The following is a 20,968-nucleotide window of genomic DNA, read 5'->3' on the forward strand; positions in this document are numbered from 1 at the left end:
TTTTGCTTCAAGGTAATGTTCCTATTTGGATGCTCAAGCTCACTCTGCTGGAACATCAACCAATCACCCAACTCAACACCCCTAAAATCAACACTCAACGACCTACATGACTCGTAGATGCTCATTATAAGGGTTACGGCACCATCAGCATACCTACGATTCGGAACAATTCCATAGGCTATTCCCCTAAACATATTCACCCAACCAATCTTGTTACCAGGCAAGACCTGCTGCTGTTTCGCCAAAGACAAAACCTAACTGTATCCCTGGAGTCCCGAGACCCGCAGGGCGAGGAACCCCTGGCGACAGGTGGGGAGCTGCTGCGGTGAGGGGGCTCAGGGAGACCGTCGAGAAGCAGCCGGTGGCAAAACCACCGACTGCGGAGAGACGGTCCCCGCTATATTACAGATGAGGTTAAGAGGTTAATGAGGGAGGCAATTAGGCAGATTAAGAATGGTGAATTTGCCAGGGAGTGGGCTCTTGAGAAAATGCTTGGTTATCCCGTGTTCAATAGGTTATGGGATGAGGTTATGAAGAGTAGGGCTTGGCAGGATGAAGACAAACTTTATAGATTGCTAGGCCGACGTAAGTGATCGCTAGTTTCACGTGATTATCGGCATTCCCAGTGCCATGGCTATTAATGATGTGGCGATCGGTATCGCCAGGTTATCCTCTAGGCCGTAAGCCTCGGCTAATGCGGCGGTTACTGTTATTGCTAAGGTGCCTATTAATTGTCCCGTGATTACGTACAATACCAGGGCTAGTGATAACATGCCAATAAGTGTTCCCTCCATGGTTGCATTGGTAAATGGCAACCTAACCCTACCTACCAGCACACCACCAAGTGCGCTCATTGTATCGTACACTATTATCGATATTATACCATATACGACGTAATTACCAGTCAATAATTGGCTTATTAACACGCCCAGGGCTCCCATGAGTATGCCTAAGTAACCGCCCCTCCTCTCGTAATCCCTCTCCACACTCTCGAGTAGGTCCTTAACCATCCTCTCAAGCCTTATTAATCCATCATCCAGTATTTCGAAGGGTATTGCGGAACTGATTGGTGACTTCATCATTTGTTGGAGTATTGATCTCCTTGCGCTGGTGAGTGCGTCAAGGAGCATTATTGTTATTATGGGTCTTTTGACCTGGATTACGTATATTACCGAAACTCCCAGGGTTATTATTGTGAAGTACAGCGTGTTTGTTAATCCGTATGTGCTTAGGTTAATTATGAATGGTATTACTAGGAATACGGATAATACCACGTGGATTAACTTCCTAAGGGCCATAGCCTTAAGTGCCTCTATCCTGCTCAAGGTCAACACCTACGATATAAACTAGTAAAGGTTCCCCCCTCTTTAACCTATCTACGAGCTCTCTACTTAAGCCCGCGGCAGCCTTACTGGCCCTTATCATCAGTGTTGCATCATCAACATACTCACTCCTCCTAATTATCAACTTCTCATCGCTACTCAACGTCAACCTTGAAGAACCCATGCCAACAACATAGTCGAAGTAATCACCAACAGAGAAAATCACAATCACAATAGACCCATCCTTACTGATAATACTTCTAAGTCCAGGATCGAGTTCTGACAATGCCTTGTCGGCTCTAATACCTACGATACAATCACCCCTCGGCGTTAGGTACTCATCCTTAGTTACCTCAATCGTAGTCTTATGCGTAGCCCTGACATTAGCATGACCCCATGCCTTTATTAAATCCACGGCGACATTAACCATCACTGCCCGCTTAATGTAAAATAAATTAAACCTTATTACGTTACTTACCGAAGCACGTTGTTTCGATAAATTCATGGTCTGCATCACAATAAAACTTATTATTTTAACCCTAATAGTGTTGGTGATGGATGTTGAGGAGAGGCTATCGTTAATAATGAGGTACCCCACGGAGGAGGTCCTCACGGTCGATGAGCTGAGGCAGTACCTGGAGAGCGGGGCTAAGTTGAGGCATTACATTGGCTTCGAAATAAGTGGTTATATACACATTGGTACTGGCATAGTGAGTTTATCCAAGGTTGTTGACCTACAAAGGGCTGGTGTGGAAGTATCAATACTCCTTGCCGACATTCACTCCTGGCTGAATAATAAGCTTGGTGGTGATTTAGACACGATAAGGAAGGTCGCCAACACATACTATGTAGAGACCTTCAAGAGGGTCATCGAATTACTTGGTGGAGATCCAGGCAGTGTTAGGTTCCTAATGGCCAGCGACTTATACCATAATAATGATGAGTATTGGTACTTAATACTCGACCTGGCCAGGATTACGAACCTGTCAGATATTAGGCATAGCCTAACCATACTGGGTAGAAAGATGGGTGAGTCGGTGCCGATGTCCTGGCTTGTGTACCCGCTGCTTCAGGTTGCTGATGTGTTCGTGATAGGGTCCCACATAGCCCATGGAGGTATTGATCAAAGGAAGGCCTATGTGTTGGCTAGGGAGGTTGCGCTAAAGACTAAGTTTTACCCATTGATGCTTAATGGTGAGAGGGTGAAGCCAATAGCACTATTCCACAGCCTAATCCCAGCGCTCAACATAACCGGCAGGGAGTCCAAGGAGGAATTGAGTGAGATGAAGATGAGCAAGTCCTTACCTGACACGGCAATTTTCCTACACGATGCGGCGGAGGAGATCAGGCAAAAGATACTGAAGGCCTACTGCCCACCAAGGGAGGTCACCATGAACCCAGTCATGGAGTTAGCCCACCTATTCGCATTTAGGGAGCGCAGGAGTAAACCGTTTGTGATAGAGAGACCGCAGCAGTACGGTGGTGGTCGTATGGAGTTCTGGACCTTTGAGGAGCTAACGAAAGCCTATAGCGAAGGTAAGGTTCACCCACTGGACTTGAAGAATGCGGTTGCTGAGGAGGTGATTAACTACCTAGACCCAATAATTAAGTGGTTTCATGGAGGTCCAGGAACTCGCCTACTAGAGGATATGAGTAACATTATGAGGATCACAAGGTAACCTTATTTCATTAACGACTTAAGCAACTCATTAATTCTACCAGGCTCTATCAAGGATAACTCCTGCGCAATACCAATCACGGCCTTAACGAAGGCCCCTGGTCTCTTAAGGGCTGCGGTCATTATGGCGTCTATATGGTTATCATAATCGTTCACAGTAACACCTAACCCACCTAATAGATTTAATGCGTAATCTAGGCTTTTGTCGATCATCATGTGTAGAATGTGCGATGCAGCACTCAAGGCCTTAACCTTACCTTTAACGTACCTTCTATATGCTTCGTCGTAAATCAGTAAAGCATCACTTATTGTTAAGCCCTCCCTAATTGCTTCGTATATGCTCTCCGAAAGCATTTTTGCGCTAAGCATGCCCATTACTATCCCACCACCTGTCATTGGTTTCACAAAACCCGCCGCGTCACCGATCACTGCTACATTGCCTGCAACAACATGTTCGGGGGAGCCGCCAATTATTATCCTGCCCCCAAATGGTTTATAGTGCTCTGCACCAACCATTTTTAGTAGCTCTGTGAACTTAACCCACGTGTTTGAGCTATCTGCAATGCCTACCCTGAACTCGTGGTAATCCCTCGGTACTATCCACGCAAAGAAATGCTCACTCAACTTCCTATCAAAAATAACCACGATCTCATCATCACCCCTAGGCATCAGGTCACTCGTAATGTATGATTTAGTGTCGGTTTGCACACCATAAACATAGCTGGGATTCCATGGAATTAACCCTCTACCTAATCTACCACTGGCTCCCTCTGCGATCACGGCGAGTTCATAGGGTAACTGCCTCGATTTGGTCCTTATATTCTTCGAATTAATTTCAACAACACCTTCACCAAGTACTAATGATGAACTACCCAACTCATCGGCAAGGTTATGCTCAAGACCGGGTCTATCGACCATGGCTATCACCCTCCTCTTAAAATCAAAGGTTATGCTATGGTTTTCAAGATCCGTTATTCTCACGTACCTATAGGTATTTATGATTGGCGGCGAAACATTAAGCACCTTTAGCGAATCGGTATTAACGAGGCCTGTGCAGTGCGGTGGTAATCCGAGCGCCTTATCCTCCTCAAAAACCGTCACGTTAATTACCCTACTTAATTCACGGGCTAGGTAGAGGCCGCTAGGTCCTGCACCGATTATGATTGCGTCGCTTATGCTCACTGGGCTTTGCCTAAGAATTAACAATTTAATAATAGTTTAGCCTTTAATCTCGAAATGACCCTCAACTATACAAAGGCCATTGCGGATCCGGTGCTTGGGTGGATTAGGCTTACTGATGATGAGGCTAGGTTTGTGGACTCCTGCAAGTACATACAACGACTAAGGTATGTGCATCAACTCGGGTTTACGTACATGGTATACCCATCAGCGCGTTATAGCAGGTTTGAGCACTCACTCGGTGCCCTGCAGGTTGTTACACTCATGTTTGAGAGGTTGATGAGGCAGGAAAATGTTCGTGGAATATTGATGGATCTTGGTAAGCGCGTGGGTCTTGACACAGAGGATGAGTTATTACTTCACATGAGGATCACGGCACTACTCCATGACCTCGGTCATCTACCATTCTCACACGTGTTCGAGGGCGTGTTTGGGCAGGGCATTGACCCATTAATAAGCAATTGCAGTGGGGATGCTCACGAGGCATCCCTGGGTATGGTCCTTAAGGGTCCCTTTAAGGAGCATGAGGTTATAACTTACTTCATACTCACGAATAATGACGAGTTTAGGAAGGTAACTAAGGAGATAATGCCCCATATAGACCTGCGCATCGTGAAGGCGTTACTACATATGGATATTGTGGGTAAATTGATGAAGGTGATGCCCCAATACGTAGAGGTAATTGGTCAGGAGGATAGGGAATTTCTTAAATCACTGGGTGAGGATGCGTTAAAGCCACTTAACATACTAAAGAGCCTAGTCTCAGGTGACTTAGATGCCGATAGGGTTGAGTACATACTCAGGGATTCATACATGACAGGGGCGAGTGTTGGTTCAACAATTAGTATTGGTGATGTGGAGAGGATATTCGATAATATGAAGATTGTGGCCAATGACGGTAATTACACAATAGCATTCGATGAGAAGGCTAGGGCTAACCTTGAAGGTTTCGTAATAGCTAGGTTCAACACGTACAAGCTCGTTTACCTGCATCATAAGGTTGTACTCTTTAATACGCTGGCTAGGAATTTAATGAGTGAGCTTCTGAGGCATTATGAGGAGCTTAATGATGAAATCAAAAACTACCTATGCCTCCTCTACCGTTTCTCCGTAGGGCTATTGAAGGGTTACGATGTTATGTACATAATAGATGATTACCTAATATCGTTATTACTGAGGAATAGGGAGTACCTGACTAATAAGATAAGGGGTATTTCCAAGTACCTAGAGCCCCTGGTTACTAGGAGCACCGTTTATAAGGCATTGTGGAAGAGGGACTTCGAGTTCATAGACCTGGTCAGTAGGCAAGGTATTAATCTCGAGTTAATAAACGATGTCCTTCCCTACCTACTAAGTAAGGGTGAGGTCAGGGATAAGGTTCTCCAGGCATTTTATGAAAAGCTACGTGAAAAATTGCGCGAAGCATCAATACCCTGCTTAAGCGGGTTCATCAATGATGATCTAACCTCCTCAATAATAATAGGCTATAGAACCTTCGAACCAGAAACCAGGTTGCACATAATGCATGGTAATAAATTGGTTAATATAAATAAGTTATCGCCATTGGCCGCATCCGTTACAGAAGCATGGAAGAGATCGCCACACATATTCGCGTTCATTGATGTAACAAGGATGAGAAATTGCATCAATAGTTATGATAGCACGGTCTTTGATAGCATTAAGAGTATAGTCATTGTCTCACTTAATGAATCGTTAAGGGAGCTTGGTGATGTCGTTAATAAGTATCTCGAAGGCTCTCAGGTAGCGAATACCATCCTCACTTAAGGTTATCTTATCTCCGTCAATAGCTACTATGTCAAGTAAGTAAATCATGTAGTTGTTTGCGTTGTTGGGGTAATTAACGGCATGTGTGTATTGCATAACCTTAGTGATTAAGTTGGGAAATTCCATTACGTTGATGCCTCCAGTCCTTTGGAGCTCTTTTGCGATCATGGCCTTGAGAATAAATAGGCTGGGTACGTTGTCTAGGCCCATCATTAGTAGATCACGGTAACCTGCTTATTAAGCTAATGATTAAGTAAGTGAACTAGTATTAGCCAAAGCTTTCATTTAATTAAAATAGATATACTGGATACTTACTAATTAGCCTTGGACCGCTCTCCGTGACCAATATCGTGTCTTCAATCCTAACACCACCAACACCCTTAATGTAAACGCCAGGCTCTATCGTTATTACAAAATTGGTTCTTAACTCTTCATTACTAGATGGTCCTATGACAGGTTTCTCATGAACTTCGATACCAACTCCATGCCCCGTACTATGTATATAATACGAGCTATACCCATACTCAGAAAGTACCTTCCTAGCTACTGAATCAACCTCGCTGGCCTTAACGCCAGGTTTCACATAATTAACAGCCTTCCTATAGGCCTCAAGTACCGCGAGGGCCATGTCTCTCAATTCCTTACTAACCTGACCAACAGCTATTGTTCGAGTCATGTCAGTACAGTACAGGTGGTACCTGGCGCCAACATCTATTGTCACAAATTCACTCCTCCTAATGACCCTATTCGTAAACACGTGATGCGGGTAGGCCCCATTAGGTCCTGAGGCCACTATGGGTTTAAAGGCGACATCATCAGCACCACCATCTATCATTTCCCTGTAGAGCATAGCCGCAATCTCATTCTCTCTCCTTCCCTCAAGGCCGACCTTAAGGACCTTATCGAGGGAGTCCTCGGTTATTTTGCTCGCCTCCTCAATAAGCCTTATCTCATCCTCATCCTTGACCTCCCTAACACCCAAAACCCTATCATTAATATTGATGGTCTTAATGCCAACGGACCCAAGCTCCTTAGCCACGGGCGAGTCAGTATTGTCAATACCAACAATATTATTAGGCTTAAGTCCAAGCTCCTTAAGCAAGTAATCACCTAATCCCTTCGATACAAACAACACCTCATCACTCCTTCTCTGTGGCACTTCAACAGTCGAGTAACCAATAAGTCTAGCCTCATTACCCACGATATCCTGAACCCTTTGGAAATCGAGCCTTGGAACTATCAATGTTGTATCCAGCGATCTATCAATCACAAGCATCAATCCACTATCAATCCCTGTGAAGTACGAAATATTGGTTCCGTCTAGTACTACGATGATGTCCAGACTTAACTCGTCAAATAAATTTGCTATTTTTCTAACCCTATTGTTGATCAAGCCCACGGCATAATTAAAAGTTACACATTTTTAAATTGCTTCCTTAAACTTAAAACCAATGATTAACTGGAGCCTTGAGTCTGAGGATGCTGTATTAAGCACGTATGTATATAGGTACTCAGTGCTTGGTAAGACTATAGAGGTTCGGGCGGTTCTTGATAAGGCAATTAATAAATTTAAGTTGAGGTTCGTATCAATAAAGCCATCGGATGAGAATGAGGTGTCGCTACTCACAATACTCACATCACACTTTAGGTTCACGATAGATTACATACCCAGTGATAAAATCGTAATGATATATCCAAGCCCAGAGACTGAGCTATTTGATGATCTTAGGTCAATAAGCACGTATATTGATTCGTTAATAGCGCTGATAATCGAGGTACTGAGTTACTCAAGTAATCCATTATTAAAATCAGAAATTAACTATGAATTACTATCGAGGGGTTGGATACTTGACCTAGGCGAATCGGCAACGAGCATGTTTAAGGTCTATGATACTAAGGTTGGGATAATGAGGGTTAATGTTGAACTTGAGCATCACCAATTAGAGCTTGGCAAGGTCAAGGTGGATATACTAATCAGAGCAATAACGGCGTTGAACTGCATAGTTAATTCCCTAGCTAATAAGGGGTTTACTGAATCTATAATTTACGATGATCTCGGTATCGCGCACCTTATCGGGGAGTTTCCAAGCCTTGGTATATTAACCCTGATAGCCGATAAGATTGACGGTATAATCAATGACGTTGTTAAATCCTGCTCTCAATGAGTAACCAGGATCTATATTATATGGCTAGGTATTATGTGCAGTGTAACTTATAAATAGTCTGGGTTCATTACTGTTAGGTATGGTTTTTGCAGGTTCCTATGATTACTACGTGGTGATCGCGATAGCCTTCATCCAATTAACAGTGCTGGCATCATTGATTTATCAAATATTCAGCGAATCGAGAAAACATATGGAGAAGGAGCAGGAATACCCTAAAAGCCCTGGGTCATCATCCGTGAGACAATTAGAATTTGATACACCCAATAATAAACTACAAAGGATCATAGACGTTAATACATCAATAAAGAACATAAATGAAGACGAGGTTAAGGTATTATCATTCTTACTAAGTAAGGGTGGTGAGGCGTATCAGGCGGAGATCGCTAGGGAGCTTGGGCTTCCTAAGAGCACGGTCTCTAGGATAATTAGGAGACTTTACGAGAAGGGCTTGATCACGGTTAGGAGGGTTAGTAGGTTTAGTTATGTCCAAGTTACGGACATAGATTATGTAAATGACATAGTCAGTAAACTACGTTACGATCAATCTTGAGCGTAGTCTATCAACGATATTGTCGACAACATCCCTACTTATGGAGCCATAAGGTCCTTCACCCATGGTCTTTGCCACAGCAACAGCGTTAGAGTAAATAAAGGACCAGGTTAAATCATCCCCCTTACCCATTAGGTGCGTCATTGTGCATGTAAGCACATCACCAGCGCCAGTGGGATCCTTAGCATCAACAATGCCACTAGTTAGAACCTGGATCTTTTTACCGTTATGCATCATTATTGAGCCACGGTGACCCATCGACAGTATAATCACCTTATTTGGAAATTTACTAACTATGGAGTTAAGTACCTGAAGGTCTGCATCGTCAATACTGATTTTAAGTAGGTCGGCATTTTCTAGTATTCTAATTAAATCATCCATGTTTATTGCCGTACTTACATAACCATCACTATCAAACACCCTAGTAAAACCCTGTAAATCAACACCCAGAGTGTCCACGTGCTCCCTGATATGTCTAAGCATGTCAATACTAACCTCCCTGGCAATCGGATTCACAGTCACAATGCTGGGTAAATCATCCAAATCCTCAAGCGTGAAATCCCTACACCTGGATAATAACCTCAATACTCTCTTACCATCATCGAGATACGTTATTTCATACGAGGTAGTATTGCAGTCATTGGTAATGCGAATTCTATGGGTAGGTATTTCCCTCTCGATATACTGGTTTATGTACTCATTGAAGTCCATGCCAGCAACGGTTATGGGCAGCACATCAATACCCACCTGCCTTAAATAAAATGAGCAGTATGTCGGAGCTCCGCCTGGCGATCGCCAGGACTTTAAACCCTTCCTTATCAAATCGATCGCCACATGCCCAATGACGCCAAGCACATTACGATTACAGCACTATATTAATAAGCATTAATATTGATGAAGCCCTAACGCACAGCGTTAGATGTGGCTATTCTTTACACCTAATGCTAGGTTGCTTGGTATGAAGATATCGAGTATGGTCTTCACAGAATGACCAATTCTACCTAGCCTAACATCATTTATAATCCTCGACATCCTCAATAATGACATTATCATCCCAACGAACTGCTCAACGGCCTCTATGGTCGAGATTAGGGAAATCCTAACCTCATCACCGCTAGTCTCCCTAATAATTACAATACCATCCCTAACATAGACTCTTACCCTACCTCTAACGTACTCCCTATACCCGGGTAACTTGATATTACCACTAACCACAAGCTTTAGATATGCAGTATAGATCATGAAGCTTGATCTAATGTAATTCCTCAACACAGACTCAGCCACACTCAACACGTCGCTAATCCCATTACCAGAAAGACTTATGCCTCTCAGGAATTCCTCATTAACACGATACCTAACATACGATGCCCTACCATCCCTAATACTTAATTCATAAAGTGCCAACTCATCACCAAGTAGGGCATATACGTCCATACTCAAGGTACCACCCCAGGTTATTGGTTCAATGGGCTTGTCACTCACATAAGCACCTTGGTGGGGGAGAATAATTACGTAATTATTCCCGCCCTCGCAAGACGCTAAAAAATCCAAATACTTACCCCTATGTACAATACATAAAGCATCATTACCCAACCTAAGAGTCAATAATGGATGCCTCCTTGTTAACAATAACTTAGGTAGCACGTATTATCATCTATACGATAAATAAATACTTAATACTTATAATCTAAGGAATTAGCCACTCGCGTAGAGACGGTGGAGAGGTCGATAATTTAAGCGATGGTTATTGGCCATGGAGTATAAGTCCTGGGTTATCAATTACGTGACCCGCTTAAGAAAAACTAATGATCCATACCTCTCGAGGATATCAGCTATTAGACCGAGGTAACCATCACTCCTGCTGGAAAAACCCACCACCCTAACGTCCTTATCACTCAATCTAATGTAATGATCAAGGTCAAACCTAATTATGACCTCCCTGGGCCCAAAGACCACCTTAAACTTGACCCTATTCTCAACAAGTCTCCTCACGGCATCCGCGGTCACGGATAACTGCTTAGGCGTTGGTTTACCCTTAGGGCTTCTTTTGCGTAGCTCGCTGAGCTCCTTCTTAGTCTCCTCATCCTTAATTTTCACGATACCTTTAACATCATCAACTAGTATGTAATCGCCCTGATAATCAACAACCTCGAAATTCTCTACATTATTAACCATACTTATCAACTCATTAATAGACACTTGCCTAGTCATTATTATTACGGGGAGGTGATAGGGTTTATATGCATTTCATTAACCTACTCCGACTTAATCAACGATAAGTAGCGCTTATACCTACTGTCATGAGTTGCCAAATGCCTAATCGCATCCTCCAAACTAAAGAATAGGGCGCCGCACTCCTTACCATCCTTACCCCTATACTTACACCTTATATGTGCAGCTTCGCCCTCATACACAATCTCAAGAACAGACCTTAAATCTCCAGGTATTTCTGGGAATGTACCACTCATACTAACCTGGATAATTACGATTTAGAACCTACTTATAAATGGTGTGTCTCGGTATTTACGGCCTTACATGCCTTTAATGATGTGATGTACGTGATTGGTTATCGTGCGTTGTTAGTTAAACATTTATTAATTAGTTACTTAATGATGTGATGACCTAGATGGTTAGCCAGAGGGATGTTAGGGATGTATTATTATCGGTACCCCATTATAGCCTAAATCCCTACATAAATAAGTGCCCTAGTTGTGGATCAATAATGCTAATTGACGGCGAGTGGGTTAGGGAGGATAATAGGCACAGGGTTAAGCTTATTGAGAGGTCACTAACATGCCCAAACTGCAAGGTTAGGATAAGGCAATACGTGTACCTACAGTAACGAGGGCACGCCCCTATGTACCCCGACGAGATACAACGATTAATGGATAGGGCCTCGTTGTACATGTTCATATCAGCCATGACGGCCTTAGTATCGGTAATACTAGTGGTTACGGCGGCAAATTTCCTATCAAATGAATTACCACCATCAATAGCCGTTAAGTACTTTCAAATACTCTCATTCCCCGGGTTGAATGCGGTGACGGGTCTCATAGCCCTATCCTCAATAATGGCCGTGATTGGCGGGTTCGTGGTTTACATGGCAAGGTCAAGCCTGAATAGGAGGGAGTTCAGAGGTTTAGTATCGATAATAACCACTGGACTTATCTTCCTGGCAATAGCGCTTCTCTCGTCAGTCGGCATTTACTTTGTTTATCAGTACTACGTAGGTTCACCTGTGATGCTAGGACCATTACTACTAGGTACCTCATCGCTATTCACATCAATAATACTACTAGCCACATCATTAGTACTGACGTACTTATCATTAACGATGTCCAAGGAGTTAGGAAGGAGGTATAAACCACGTGGGGTTAGGAGACAACGCCCACCACCTCCACCACCTCCAACCTAACTTATCCCTATATCAATATCAAGTAATAATTTAGTAAAGTGTTGCGTACGTACTCCGACGTTAAAAGATTTATATATCAATTTAAATTGGGCACGGTGTATGCCGAAATCCGTAGTTGTAATAGGTGATTCGCCAATACCAGATAGGCCGAGCAGGGACTTGGTTATTTACGCAAGAGACGCTGGTTTAAATGCAACCTATATGCCGATCTCGCGAATATCGGTCAAGGTTGACAAGGAGGGGTCATTCACCGTAATTAGAGATAAGCCGTTTAAGGTCGATGGGGTTTTCCTTAGGAGCCTGGGCGTACTTATCGACGTTGAGACATTCTTCAGGAGAGCCATAACAATCAGGATGCTTGAGGGTGGTGGTACAATCGTGATAAACCCACTAGATGGATTATTAAAGACTAGGAACAAACTGGAGACCACGGTTATACTCAAGAACAGGGGGTTACCCGTACCCGATACCGTAGGTACTGAGGACATATTGTACGCCTACGATGTTGCCAAAAGCATGAAGGAGGTCGTGATTAAGCCATTACAGGGATCAAGAGGTTATGGTGCAGTTAAGGTTGATGATGCCGATGTTGCGTTCCAAATAATGAGGACATTGCTCACGTTTAAGAAGCCGATATATCTACAAAGGTATATTGAGAAGCCAAACCGCGACATAAGAGTAATGGTCATTGACGGGGAAGTCTTTGGATGCATGGTGAGGGTTGCGCCGAATGGTCAGTGGAAGACCAATGTTGCCCAGGGTGCGGTGGGTAAGCCATGTGTTAATATCGATAGGGCGGTCATGGAACTCGCAATAAAATCCGTAGAATCCCTCGGCCTAATTTACGGTGGTGTTGACATTGGCGAGGGTAAGGACGGTTACGTGATATTCGAGGTCAACGGTTCACCTGACTGGGCAGAGTTAACCGCAGTGACCGGTAGAAACCCAGCAAAGGCCCTTGTTGCCTCGATGATTAAGAGATTGAAATCTTAATCGCGTAAGGTTTATTTTACCACCTAATTCGATAATTCTGCAGTGACTAGGTGGTTAATTCGTTGTGATAGGTGCGGTACGGAATCCACACTAAACGTAGGCTTCGACCTAACGAACCTAGGCAGTAAGCTGTACATATACTGTGAGCATTGCAGGAGGAATACTGAGCATACCGTGCTTGGTTATTACGATGACGACACCGGCGAGTTCACGCTCTTCGAGAAGGCACTATCAATTAAGTATAAGTCGTTATAGTTAGTAGCAATCTTTCTCGAGCTCCATCCTTAGGGAAAGCAATTCAGACCTGGTCTTCCTCAATTGGTTAAGTAGCTCCTCAATACCAGATAATTCCCTCTTCTCATCATCGCCGAGATCGCCAACCACCTGCTTAATCATTAACTCACCCTTCCTCTTCTCGGCATCGCCTATCTTCCTATCCAACTCCGCGATTAGGTCGTTTATAGAGCCAACCTTGTCGTTACACTGCCTTATCCACTTAACCCTCTCCCTCTCGAGCCTCTCCCTAATGTCCCTATACAAGTCCTCCTTAATACCACCCTGGAGAAGCAAGTCGCTGAGTCTATTCAATTTGTCCACTATGTCCCTAAGCCTCTCCCTAATACTGGCAACCTCATTCCTAAGGGTACTCACAATACTTGCATATTCGTCATTAAACCTCTGGAAAACCACCTTATCGGCCATAAACACGGCACCAACCTCATTAACGTTAAATTCCTTAGTACTGCCATCGCCCATTCTCACTATTATGGATATGGGCTTAAGGTCATTCTTACTAAGCTTTATACCGTCAACCGTACCGATGACTCTACCGTCACCTAGAGTAACTGGTTTACCCACGTACCTCTTAAACCTCTTCTCTACTGATTTCGGAGAATTAAAGAATTTAAATATCATCAATCTCACGACTAAACTACAATATAAATAGATAATCCATAATGCACTACTGTATTGAGATAGGTATTACATAATCACTAAGCAAGGTGCAATATAATCGATGAAAAAGTATACGTTGCTTCCAATAAACGAAACATTTTAACTATGTATTAATTGATGTACTTGTTTCTCATATCTTTACCCTTATTTCCCCACGGCTCTTTCCAAAGCGATATATTTATAAATATGCGTTCTGAAAATGTTTATGTATGGTGAAGTTAGAGGATCTGGCTAAGAAGGAATACGAAGTCGAAGGACACAAGTTGAAGCCTACGAAGGTTTGGAAGGTGCAGCCTAAGGGTAGGAAGGGTTTTGTGATGGCGTTGTTCAAGACGCCAGATGGTAAGACTGTTAGGAAGGTAATAGCGAAGGTAGACGAACAAGGAAACATAATAACCTAAACAAACAAACAGAAACAATCAAACTAAAAACAATTCCCTTTTTTATTTCAGCACGCCGATGTGCAGTTCTTGATGAATTGGGAGATATGCCAAGAAGTTCTTCTACGAGTACGGCAGTAAAGTGCCAAACGCTTGTTGATGCCTTGCCACGCCGCTGCCAAGCGTGGGGAAACCTATGGGAAGTATGGTAGGAAACTTAACACCACTACCTAATTAGGCTTAGTTTTTTAAGCATAATATAGTGTTTTACCTGGGTGCCTTGGGGCATGGATTACCTCACTATTGGGCTTTTGGTTGCTGTGTTGGGCTTGGTCGTTAGCACGCTGGGCATTGTCATTAGCCTAACGAGGAGCGTTGGTGAGTTGAGGGGTAGGCTAACTGGGGTTGAGAGGGATGTTGAAGCCTTGAGGAGTGAGGTAAGGAGTGGGTTCTCCAGGCTCGCCAACACTATCACAAGCGCCAATGAAATCACGATCGAGTACCTCGGGTTAAGAGGCGTCCTAAACCAGGGGGATGTGGGCTTCCTAAGGACTGTAATCAAGGGCCTGGCCTCTACCGCCACGACAAACCCACTCACGGAGACTGAGAGAAAGAGGCTTCTAGAGCTTGTTGATAAGGATGACCTAACAATCGAGGAGGCGGAGGAGCTCTATAGGCTGGCTAGGAAGCTCTATGAGGAGTACATTGATAAGACGCCTGATGCCTTCAAGGCGTTGCTCTATGCCGCCGCAATGCGAGGAATAACCTACAGGAAGTATGGGAGGAAACCACCCAACCTAGACCCAAACCAACCCACAAACACCCAATCCTAGGTGTTACACACCACACTAGTCGGTGCTGGGGATTAATACAGGGTGATTAGATTGCCAACAGTTCAAGCCAATCAATAAACGCATCCAGAACATCATACCTGGAAGCACTAGTAAGCTTTCTCAGACTTGTTGTTAATCCAAGCCGTAAAGTTCTTTAATTCTCGCGGCTATTTTATCGTATTCCTCCTTATCAAAATTCTCTGGTAACAATGAGTATTTCTTTGCTAGTTCTATGGCTTCCTTAGTTTTTTCATCCTTAAGCCTGTCAATTGCCTCTGACTTAAGGCTGCGAATCATGGATAAATAATACTCCTTCGCATCATAATCCCCCTCCTCTTTGGCTGAAAAATACGCGTTAAGAACCCTGTTGAATTTCTCTTTATCCTCAATATACTGTTGCAGTAGGTTGTCATTCTTTCTTATTACATCATAATCGGTATGTGAATGCCTGAAATGAGTAACGATCACAACAATTCTCGCCTCTTCCTTGTCTACCTCGTCCTCTAGGTATGCGTTCTTTGTGTATGAGTTCCTTTGTGGCCTGATGGTTTTGTTGCAAAGGGGGCAGAAAAAAAGATGCGGGAAATCTTTCTACTCCGTTCATAATACATCTTCCTCCTCTCAATCTCCTTTTCGGAATATTTCTCTATTTTTCGTATCTCGTCTAAATGCTCTTCCACCTCCTTAACGTTGAAAAGGTAGGAGTATTCGTATTTGTTATGAGGGTTCGGGACTTGCCTAACGTCCTTTAATATTCCCCTCTGTACGGCAACGTTTAATTGGTTGTCCGTAAGGTTAAACAATTTCTTAATGGTCGTCTTGTAGGCATACCGACGCCGTTGCTTTTGTTCTTCCATTGCAGTTCCCCTGTCTTCTTCGCCAGGGGAGGGCACAATATGAATTAAACATCCCCAGCTTTAAAACTAGCCTCCCCACCACCCACAACCGGTGCAGTGGCGCGTCCTTCGATGATTTAAATAGAATATTGAAAGACCCATCACTTTAGATTTGCATAGTCCTGAGCCGTAGGTTTTTGACGATTTCAATAGAATATTGAAAGAGTTGGTAAAATAAATATATGAAGTTATCAAAGAGCTAATTTTCACCAATTAATTTTAGCGTGCAGCAAAACGCGTACATCACTTACCGAATCAACGGCTGGGCTAGTTCGGATGCACTATAGCGACATAAAACAATAATCAAAAATCAAATATTAAATTCAAAATAAAAACATGAAATAACGCTCTTGGCGGCCCCGGTGGGATTTGAACCCACGACCTACGGCTCCGAAGGCCGCCGCTCTTCCTGGCTGAGCTACGGGGCCGTATTATTAGAGCTTTAGTGTTATTTTTGCTTTTGCTTAGGGTATTACCTCGGTTGAGTCGAGGATTGGGTCGTACATTAAATCCTCTTTTTTAATTATTCCTTTACTGATTAATTGTTCCATCTCAGGTATGATTCTTAGTATTTCCTTAATTGTTTCCTTAGTTACATAATCCACAATCTCCACCCCATCCTTACCCCAGTATTTTTCGCCTTCCATGATTGCATAGAGGCATCTGCCACCACAGTACCTCCTGTACTCGCATCTTTGGCAGGCCTCAGGTAGTCGTATCCTCATTGGTTTAAAGCCAACGTTTACGTGCCCAAGCACCGCCCAATCCTCCCTAACGGCTATTGGGCATGCCAGCACCCTCCCGTCTGTCGACACTGCCACGGCCCTGTACCCAGCACCGCAGGGTGGTCCTTCGTATGGCTTGAAGAAGTGGGCGCTCAGTATGCCTAGTATTGGTACTATGCCTAGTATCATACCTTTACGGGCCCTTTCCACGAATAAGTCAACAAGTTTCTTAATTCCGGGTAGGTAATTCCTAGTGGCCCAGTTAAGTACGTCCCACCTCTCGGTCCACACCACATTTAGCTGCCAATGTACATAATCAAAACCTAGATTAAGTAGGTGTGTGACGTCTTCGTAAATGTCAGTTAATTGTGTAACGGTCATTCTGGCTATTATTCGTTTAACACCGACACCCCTTAAGTAATTGAGAGCCTTAATGACGGCCCTATACACGCCAACGCCCCTATTCTTATCGGTGACTTCCTCCCTACCATCAATGGATAATAACACCACATCCATCCTCCTCCAGTAATCCCTCGGTAATAGATTCACTAGGGTGCCATTGGTCTGCGCACCAAACCTCCTAGCCCTTACGTTATCCATGACCCTCATTATAAAGCCAGGGTTGAGTAGTGGCTCCCCGCCGTAGAATATCACCACAGCCTCATCATCAGCCTCAATCAACCTCTTAAGCAATCCCAAGTCGTAATTCACCCTCCAAGGGAGTTGAGGACAGGTATGTGGCAAAACCTCCTCCTATTAAGCTCCCTCCTAACATCCTCCTCACTAACAGCCACACCAGCAGGTACACCATCAACCACAACACCAATGGCAACACCTGTGGTGGTTGTGTTCTCCGTACGTCTTCACGTTAGTACTACCTTCGGTAGTTTCTCTATCATTGTTTTTGGTGCGTGTTGTTGTGTTGGGTGTTTGTTGTGGTTGTAGTTGCTCTTCGCGAGTATTGCGTGCATCGTTGGTGTTGCCGTTTTGTGCCTGTGTTCGTAGTGCCTTATAAGCCTAGTTGATAAAATAACTGTTGGTGTGGGTTGGGGAGACTACGTAATAGCCTGGCTGATGACTTATGGAGGTGTTGATTGTAGGTTATGGAGCTTCGTTTATCAAAGGTGTATGAAGTCTGGGTTGTGTAGCGAATTAGCCAAGATACTCATGAATGAGTTAAGCAGGCATAGGTGCTTTGGCTATGCACCGAATTAGGTGCATCGCCGAGGGTGGGTTTAAAATCAACAACGGGCCGTCCACAAAGGACAAAGGCCCGATGAGTCAGGAAAACAACCTAGAAACAAGAGACGAAGCCTCCCTGCCCAAACCCACCCAGGCAGGGAGGATAGAGCTCTGCCAAGAAATGATTGAGGAAGCAATGAAGTGTCTAGGCGATGGTGATAAGAAGTGCGTATTAGAGAAAACCAGGGAGTTAATCGAAAACAACTGCCACAACGGCTATGCGGTGGGCAAGGAGGTTTCTAATGGGGTTAAGGATGTGGTTCATGAACTATGGCTAGTAAGCGATAATGAGGTGTGGTGCGGGCTGCTAAGGATGCTTAGAGACCTCGGCATATCGAAGAAATGGGTTAGGGAGGCGTTGAGACTGAGCACGAAGGACCTAAATAGATGGCTTGTTAAGTGCGGCATTGATTGGGAGAGCAAGGCGACGAGGAATGACATCGTTAAGGTCATCGAGGGCTTACTGAGGGAGAGGTTTGGTTGGAGCGAGGTTAGGATGTGTGAGGAGATGTTTCAATTCATCGGTGTCGACGTAAATGAGTTCAGAAGGTACGGCATAGAACCATGTATCTGGCTCGATGGCTTAGAGCTACTGAACAACTTGAGGAAACCCTATTGGCTTGGGCTGGCTAAGAGCGACCTAGTGGTTTGGAAATACGATGGAGGAATCAGGTTGGAGTTGAATACGACAAATGCTGTTGATGCCGTATTCTTCCTAAAGATACTAAGCATGATCAAGACACCAAGCCTAAAAATTAAGCGGGAAAGAGGAACACCAGGTATGAAATACGTACATGAACGAATAAGCTTGGGATACTACGTATACCTAGGCGTTAACGAGTGGCCATGGCCCATTGAGCTCAATACCAATGAGCTCGAGAGGGCACTCGACGGCTTCAGTGACGAGGAACTTGCGGAGTTCATAGCTGGCGAAATAGATGGGGATGGGTCAGTGTGGTATGACGATGAGAATGGCTATGTTGCTGCGGCAATTTCGGCTTGTAAGGCTTGTCCAAAGAGAATTGTCCTCGATGTGTTAAAGGAGGTAATTACTAAGAGGTTCGGCATCGTTGGAACTATCGACCATTTTGAAACAGCCGATGTCTTAGTGTTCCGCGGTGAAAAAGCCGTTAAGCTCCTCAGGCGTGTTGTTAAGTACATCCACCACCCATTAAGGAGGTTGAGAGTCGAGCTGATCCTGGCGCTTTACGATGGCAAAATAAGCAAGGATGTGTTCACGAGACTCTACAAACAAACAGAGTACGAACAAGGGAGGAATGACATCAAGAGGAACCACGGCTTAGATGTCCTCGCCCGAGCGGCCCCACAAACCCACACCCACGGGGGAACAAACAACCCATAAAAAGGAATTGAATGAGGGCGCCGCCGCTCTTCCTGCCTGAGCTATGGGGCCGTATTATTAGATTTTCGGCTCGAAAGAGCCGCCACAATACGTGCATCTAAGGTTGCAAGGCCCTGTTGTGAATAATAACCACAGCACAATGGGTCACCAAGGGCGGTTGTGCTCCCTATTTTTAATCATGATGCCGATGGTATTTTATGCTGGGTTAGTGCTGAGGAAGTGGTTGTGTTTTATTCAATGCTGTTGGCGTGTTAGGAATGTTTTTAAGCTAGACACTCGACGTTTTAATTGATGGACTTATTAGCGGTACTGCAGCAGGTATTGCTGCAGACGGGACTTGGGACAAGCCAGAGTAATGCCTGGTTAATATTCCTGTCTAACATAATCTGGATAGCTATGATCTTCCTATTCTTCTTCCAGGACTACGTAATGATCTGGAGATATGCATACACAGTGGGTAGCTTCCTAACGAACCTTAATAGGTTAATAACAAATAATGTTAACCTGGTTATAAACCATGTTGATCAACTACTCAGGTCAAACGGTTCTCCAAAAAACGTTAATAAGGACGCTATAGAAAAGACGATTAAGGACTTAATGGATTTCGTGGTAATCGAGCCGGTTAACGCCGAGCCTACGGGTTTAATGAGAACACTAAAGCTTTTGGTGACTACGTATAATGACAGGCTTGAGGATTCCATAAGATCCCTACTGCCAAGTATTGAGAGGACTCTTGTCCAGAATGTTGTGGATGCGGTGGATGGTTTAAGGGAGTTAAATTTCATATATAAGGTAATAATGCATTACTACAGGTTGAGTAATAAGTATAGGAACCCATACCTAATGATGCAGGTTTACATGTTGCTACCAATACTCAGGGAATACGTTAATGCACTCAATGGGGCAATATCGACATTCCTCAAGGGTCAACCCGTCGGCGATGCCGCCGGGCCACTCACAGCCTATAGATTCATGAGGAGTTGTTCAAGCGTTGAGGAGATAAGCCATAATGTTAAGGACACCTACATTGGGCTTTGTAATTTTGAGGGTAGGAGGGTTTACGTGGTTAAGGCGAGAGGCCCTGGAGGGACTGTTGGGAATCTCGATGATGGCATAGCGTACCTAGTGGAGAGGGTTAGTGTTAAGCCTAGGTTCATAATCACCGTTGACGCAGCCCTCAAATTAGAGGGTGAGAGGACTGGTTCCATAGCCGAGGGTGTTGGTGTTGCTATGGGCGGTATTGGTGTTGAGAGGTTCAACATAGAGAGGATTGCGAGTAAGTACGGTATACCGCTGTATGCCGTGCTCATAAAAATGAGCATGCCAGAGGCCTTATCAGCAATGCCTAAGGAGGTTGAGGGTGCGGTTAATGATGCTGTGGAGAGGGTTAAGAGGGTCATCAGGGAGGGCGTTAGGGAGGGTGAGGAGGTTATTCTCGTTGGCGTTGGTAACACAGGTGGCGTTGCGCAGTAGTTAGTAATTTATTTA

General features: G+C 44.2%; 27 protein-coding genes, 1 tRNA gene and 2 pseudogenes. 14 read left to right on the forward strand and 16 right to left on the reverse strand.

Annotation, left to right across the window (positions count from 1 at the left end):
* Positions 1–194 (reverse strand): annotated as a pseudogene (locus B7L70_RS03100) (hypothetical protein); the annotation flags it as partial.
* Positions 195–377: 183 nt separating this feature from the next.
* Between B7L70_RS03100 and B7L70_RS03105 the strand changes: the two are divergent.
* Positions 378–593, forward strand: coding sequence for a hypothetical protein (locus tag B7L70_RS03105; protein ID WP_255408836.1), 216 nt, complete (start codon positions 378–380; stop codon positions 591–593).
* Between the two features lie 9 nt (positions 594–602).
* Here the strand turns inward: B7L70_RS03105 and B7L70_RS03110 are convergent, their stop codons facing one another.
* Together B7L70_RS03110 and B7L70_RS03115 are read right to left on the reverse strand one after the other, a co-directional pair.
* The gene (locus tag B7L70_RS03110; protein WP_081226440.1) at positions 603–1,334 is read right to left on the reverse strand and encodes a phosphatidate cytidylyltransferase; all 732 of its coding nucleotides are present in this window, start codon (positions 1,332–1,334) and stop codon (positions 603–605) included.
* Entirely contained in the window at positions 1,303–1,752 is a 450-nt protein-coding gene (locus B7L70_RS03115) for a DUF371 domain-containing protein (protein ID WP_081226441.1), read from the reverse strand. Before B7L70_RS03115 ends, B7L70_RS03110 begins: the two co-directional genes overlap by 32 nt.
* A 124-nt stretch (positions 1,753–1,876) precedes the next feature.
* On the opposite strand from B7L70_RS03115, the gene B7L70_RS03120 reads away from it, so the two are divergent.
* Positions 1,877–3,001, forward strand: coding sequence for a tyrosine--tRNA ligase (locus B7L70_RS03120; protein WP_081226442.1), 1,125 nt, complete (start codon positions 1,877–1,879; stop codon positions 2,999–3,001).
* A gap of 2 nt (positions 3,002–3,003) precedes the next feature.
* Here the strand turns inward: B7L70_RS03120 and B7L70_RS03125 are convergent, their stop codons facing one another.
* Positions 3,004–4,182, reverse strand: coding sequence for an NAD(P)/FAD-dependent oxidoreductase (locus B7L70_RS03125; RefSeq protein WP_081226443.1), 1,179 nt, complete (start codon positions 4,180–4,182; stop codon positions 3,004–3,006).
* 54 nt (positions 4,183–4,236) lie between these two features.
* Here B7L70_RS03125 and B7L70_RS03130 point away from each other — a divergent pair, with 54 nt between their 5' ends.
* Entirely contained in the window at positions 4,237–5,964 is a 1,728-nt protein-coding gene (locus B7L70_RS03130) for an HD domain-containing protein (protein ID WP_081226444.1), read from the forward strand.
* Here B7L70_RS03130 and B7L70_RS12970 read toward each other — a convergent pair.
* The gene (locus B7L70_RS12970; RefSeq protein ID WP_143701512.1) at positions 5,893–6,177 is read right to left on the reverse strand and encodes a hypothetical protein; all 285 of its coding nucleotides are present in this window, start codon (positions 6,175–6,177) and stop codon (positions 5,893–5,895) included. The genes B7L70_RS03130 and B7L70_RS12970 overlap by 72 nt on opposite strands.
* A 76-nt stretch (positions 6,178–6,253) precedes the next feature.
* The gene (locus B7L70_RS03135; RefSeq protein ID WP_081226445.1) at positions 6,254–7,363 is read right to left on the reverse strand and encodes an aminopeptidase P family protein; all 1,110 of its coding nucleotides are present in this window, start codon (positions 7,361–7,363) and stop codon (positions 6,254–6,256) included.
* Between the two features lie 52 nt (positions 7,364–7,415).
* On the opposite strand from B7L70_RS03135, the gene B7L70_RS03140 reads away from it, so the two are divergent.
* Both B7L70_RS03140 and B7L70_RS03145 read left to right on the forward strand, forming a co-directional pair.
* Positions 7,416–8,129: a hypothetical protein gene (locus B7L70_RS03140; protein ID WP_081226446.1), complete on the forward strand. Its 714-nt coding sequence runs from the start codon at positions 7,416–7,418 to the stop codon at positions 8,127–8,129.
* 79 nt (positions 8,130–8,208) lie between these two features.
* Entirely contained in the window at positions 8,209–8,679 is a 471-nt protein-coding gene (locus B7L70_RS03145; RefSeq protein ID WP_081226447.1) for a MarR family transcriptional regulator, read from the forward strand.
* Here B7L70_RS03145 and B7L70_RS03150 read toward each other — a convergent pair.
* From B7L70_RS03150 to B7L70_RS03165, 4 genes are all read right to left on the reverse strand, one after another.
* The gene (locus tag B7L70_RS03150) at positions 8,659–9,534 is read right to left on the reverse strand and encodes a PfkB family carbohydrate kinase (RefSeq protein WP_081226448.1); all 876 of its coding nucleotides are present in this window, start codon (positions 9,532–9,534) and stop codon (positions 8,659–8,661) included. The genes B7L70_RS03145 and B7L70_RS03150 overlap by 21 nt on opposite strands.
* A gap of 60 nt (positions 9,535–9,594) precedes the next feature.
* Entirely contained in the window at positions 9,595–10,161 is a 567-nt protein-coding gene (locus B7L70_RS03155; protein ID WP_238376074.1) for a hypothetical protein, read from the reverse strand.
* Positions 10,162–10,458: 297 nt separating this feature from the next.
* The gene (locus B7L70_RS03160) at positions 10,459–10,890 is read right to left on the reverse strand and encodes a hypothetical protein (protein WP_081226450.1); all 432 of its coding nucleotides are present in this window, start codon (positions 10,888–10,890) and stop codon (positions 10,459–10,461) included.
* A gap of 44 nt (positions 10,891–10,934) precedes the next feature.
* A complete protein-coding gene (locus B7L70_RS03165; RefSeq protein WP_081226451.1) occupies positions 10,935–11,147 on the reverse strand; it encodes a hypothetical protein in 213 nt (70 codons plus the stop codon).
* A 158-nt stretch (positions 11,148–11,305) separates the two neighbouring features.
* On the opposite strand from B7L70_RS03165, the gene B7L70_RS03170 reads away from it, so the two are divergent.
* The 4 genes from B7L70_RS03170 to B7L70_RS03185 all read left to right on the forward strand — a co-directional run bounded on the left by B7L70_RS03170 (position 11,306) and on the right by B7L70_RS03185 (position 13,342).
* Entirely contained in the window at positions 11,306–11,521 is a 216-nt protein-coding gene (locus tag B7L70_RS03170; RefSeq protein WP_081226452.1) for a hypothetical protein, read from the forward strand.
* Between the two features lie 15 nt (positions 11,522–11,536).
* Positions 11,537–12,094 (forward strand): hypothetical protein, encoded by a 558-nt coding sequence (locus B7L70_RS03175; RefSeq protein WP_081226453.1) that lies wholly within the window; start codon positions 11,537–11,539, stop codon positions 12,092–12,094.
* A 99-nt stretch (positions 12,095–12,193) separates the two neighbouring features.
* Positions 12,194–13,087, forward strand: coding sequence for a RimK family alpha-L-glutamate ligase (locus B7L70_RS03180; RefSeq protein WP_081226454.1), 894 nt, complete (start codon positions 12,194–12,196; stop codon positions 13,085–13,087).
* A gap of 42 nt (positions 13,088–13,129) precedes the next feature.
* Positions 13,130–13,342 carry a hypothetical protein gene (locus B7L70_RS03185; RefSeq protein ID WP_081226455.1) on the forward strand — a complete coding sequence of 71 codons (213 nt, stop codon included), beginning with the start codon at positions 13,130–13,132 and terminating at the stop codon, positions 13,340–13,342.
* Here the strand turns inward: B7L70_RS03185 and B7L70_RS03190 are convergent, their stop codons facing one another.
* The gene (locus B7L70_RS03190) at positions 13,343–14,002 is read right to left on the reverse strand and encodes a hypothetical protein (RefSeq protein ID WP_081226456.1); all 660 of its coding nucleotides are present in this window, start codon (positions 14,000–14,002) and stop codon (positions 13,343–13,345) included. It lies immediately after the preceding gene.
* 248 nt (positions 14,003–14,250) lie between these two features.
* Between B7L70_RS03190 and B7L70_RS03195 the strand changes: the two genes are divergently transcribed.
* Both B7L70_RS03195 and B7L70_RS03200 read left to right on the forward strand, forming a co-directional pair.
* Entirely contained in the window at positions 14,251–14,442 is a 192-nt protein-coding gene (locus B7L70_RS03195; RefSeq protein ID WP_081226457.1) for a chromatin protein Cren7, read from the forward strand.
* Positions 14,443–14,708: 266 nt separating this feature from the next.
* On the forward strand, positions 14,709–15,254 hold the full coding sequence (locus B7L70_RS03200) for a hypothetical protein (protein WP_143701513.1): 546 nt from the start codon (positions 14,709–14,711) through the stop codon (positions 15,252–15,254).
* 132 nt (positions 15,255–15,386) lie between these two features.
* Here B7L70_RS03200 and B7L70_RS03205 read toward each other — a convergent pair whose 3' ends face one another.
* From B7L70_RS03205 to B7L70_RS12975, 5 genes and pseudogenes are all read right to left on the reverse strand, one after another.
* Positions 15,387–15,722 (reverse strand): hypothetical protein, encoded by a 336-nt coding sequence (locus tag B7L70_RS03205; protein WP_081226459.1) that lies wholly within the window; start codon positions 15,720–15,722, stop codon positions 15,387–15,389.
* Positions 15,723–15,757: 35 nt separating this feature from the next.
* Positions 15,758–16,147, reverse strand: a complete 390-nt coding sequence (locus B7L70_RS03210) for a hypothetical protein (RefSeq protein ID WP_081226460.1) — start codon at positions 16,145–16,147, stop codon at positions 15,758–15,760.
* Positions 16,148–16,501: 354 nt separating this feature from the next.
* A tRNA-Arg gene (locus tag B7L70_RS03215) sits at positions 16,502–16,578 on the reverse strand.
* A 36-nt stretch (positions 16,579–16,614) separates the two neighbouring features.
* Positions 16,615–17,586, reverse strand: a complete 972-nt coding sequence (locus tag B7L70_RS03220) for a TIGR04084 family radical SAM/SPASM domain-containing protein (RefSeq protein ID WP_202908672.1) — start codon at positions 17,584–17,586, stop codon at positions 16,615–16,617.
* 11 nt (positions 17,587–17,597) lie between these two features.
* Positions 17,598–17,702 (reverse strand): annotated as a pseudogene (locus B7L70_RS12975) (chorismate synthase); the annotation flags it as partial.
* Between the two features lie 214 nt (positions 17,703–17,916).
* Between B7L70_RS12975 and B7L70_RS13195 the strand changes: the two are divergent.
* From B7L70_RS13195 to B7L70_RS03230, 3 genes are all read left to right on the forward strand, one after another.
* Positions 17,917–18,090: a hypothetical protein gene (locus B7L70_RS13195; RefSeq protein WP_162009080.1), complete on the forward strand. Its 174-nt coding sequence runs from the start codon at positions 17,917–17,919 to the stop codon at positions 18,088–18,090.
* Complete coding sequence (locus tag B7L70_RS03225) at positions 18,077–19,480, forward strand: hypothetical protein (RefSeq protein ID WP_143701515.1); 1,404 nt, start codon at positions 18,077–18,079, stop codon at positions 19,478–19,480. Before B7L70_RS13195 ends, B7L70_RS03225 begins: the two co-directional genes overlap by 14 nt.
* A gap of 291 nt (positions 19,481–19,771) precedes the next feature.
* Positions 19,772–20,953: a DUF1512 domain-containing protein gene (locus B7L70_RS03230; protein WP_081226462.1), complete on the forward strand. Its 1,182-nt coding sequence runs from the start codon at positions 19,772–19,774 to the stop codon at positions 20,951–20,953.
* Positions 20,954–20,968: the final 15 nt, after the last annotated feature.

This window comes from Vulcanisaeta sp. EB80 (assembly GCF_002078205.2).

Bases quoted from the DNA above. Each gene is read 5' to 3' on its own strand.
- B7L70_RS03115 (WP_081226441.1), bottom strand. From the start codon at position 1,752: ATGGTTAATGTCGCCGTGGATTTAATAAAGGCATGGGGTCATGCTAAT.
- B7L70_RS03120 (WP_081226442.1), top strand. From the start codon at position 1,877: ATGGATGTTGAGGAGAGGCTATCGTTAATAATGAGGTACCCCACGGAG.
- B7L70_RS03130 (WP_081226444.1), top strand. From the start codon at position 4,237: ATGACCCTCAACTATACAAAGGCCATTGCGGATCCGGTGCTTGGGTGG.
- B7L70_RS12970 (WP_143701512.1), bottom strand. From the start codon at position 6,177: ATGATGGGCCTAGACAACGTACCCAGCCTATTTATTCTCAAGGCCATG.
- B7L70_RS03140 (WP_081226446.1), top strand. From the start codon at position 7,416: ATGATTAACTGGAGCCTTGAGTCTGAGGATGCTGTATTAAGCACGTAT.
- B7L70_RS03145 (WP_081226447.1), top strand. From the start codon at position 8,209: ATGGTTTTTGCAGGTTCCTATGATTACTACGTGGTGATCGCGATAGCC.
- B7L70_RS03160 (WP_081226450.1), bottom strand. From the start codon at position 10,890: ATGACTAGGCAAGTGTCTATTAATGAGTTGATAAGTATGGTTAATAAT.
- B7L70_RS03165 (WP_081226451.1), bottom strand. From the start codon at position 11,147: ATGAGTGGTACATTCCCAGAAATACCTGGAGATTTAAGGTCTGTTCTT.
- B7L70_RS03170 (WP_081226452.1), top strand. From the start codon at position 11,306: ATGGTTAGCCAGAGGGATGTTAGGGATGTATTATTATCGGTACCCCAT.
- B7L70_RS03175 (WP_081226453.1), top strand. From the start codon at position 11,537: ATGTACCCCGACGAGATACAACGATTAATGGATAGGGCCTCGTTGTAC.
- B7L70_RS03180 (WP_081226454.1), top strand. From the start codon at position 12,194: ATGCCGAAATCCGTAGTTGTAATAGGTGATTCGCCAATACCAGATAGG.
- B7L70_RS03190 (WP_081226456.1), bottom strand. From the start codon at position 14,002: ATGATATTTAAATTCTTTAATTCTCCGAAATCAGTAGAGAAGAGGTTT.
- B7L70_RS03195 (WP_081226457.1), top strand. From the start codon at position 14,251: ATGGTGAAGTTAGAGGATCTGGCTAAGAAGGAATACGAAGTCGAAGGA.
- B7L70_RS03200 (WP_143701513.1), top strand. From the start codon at position 14,709: ATGGATTACCTCACTATTGGGCTTTTGGTTGCTGTGTTGGGCTTGGTC.
- B7L70_RS03225 (WP_143701515.1), top strand. From the start codon at position 18,077: ATGCACCGAATTAGGTGCATCGCCGAGGGTGGGTTTAAAATCAACAAC.
- B7L70_RS03230 (WP_081226462.1), top strand. From the start codon at position 19,772: ATGGACTTATTAGCGGTACTGCAGCAGGTATTGCTGCAGACGGGACTT.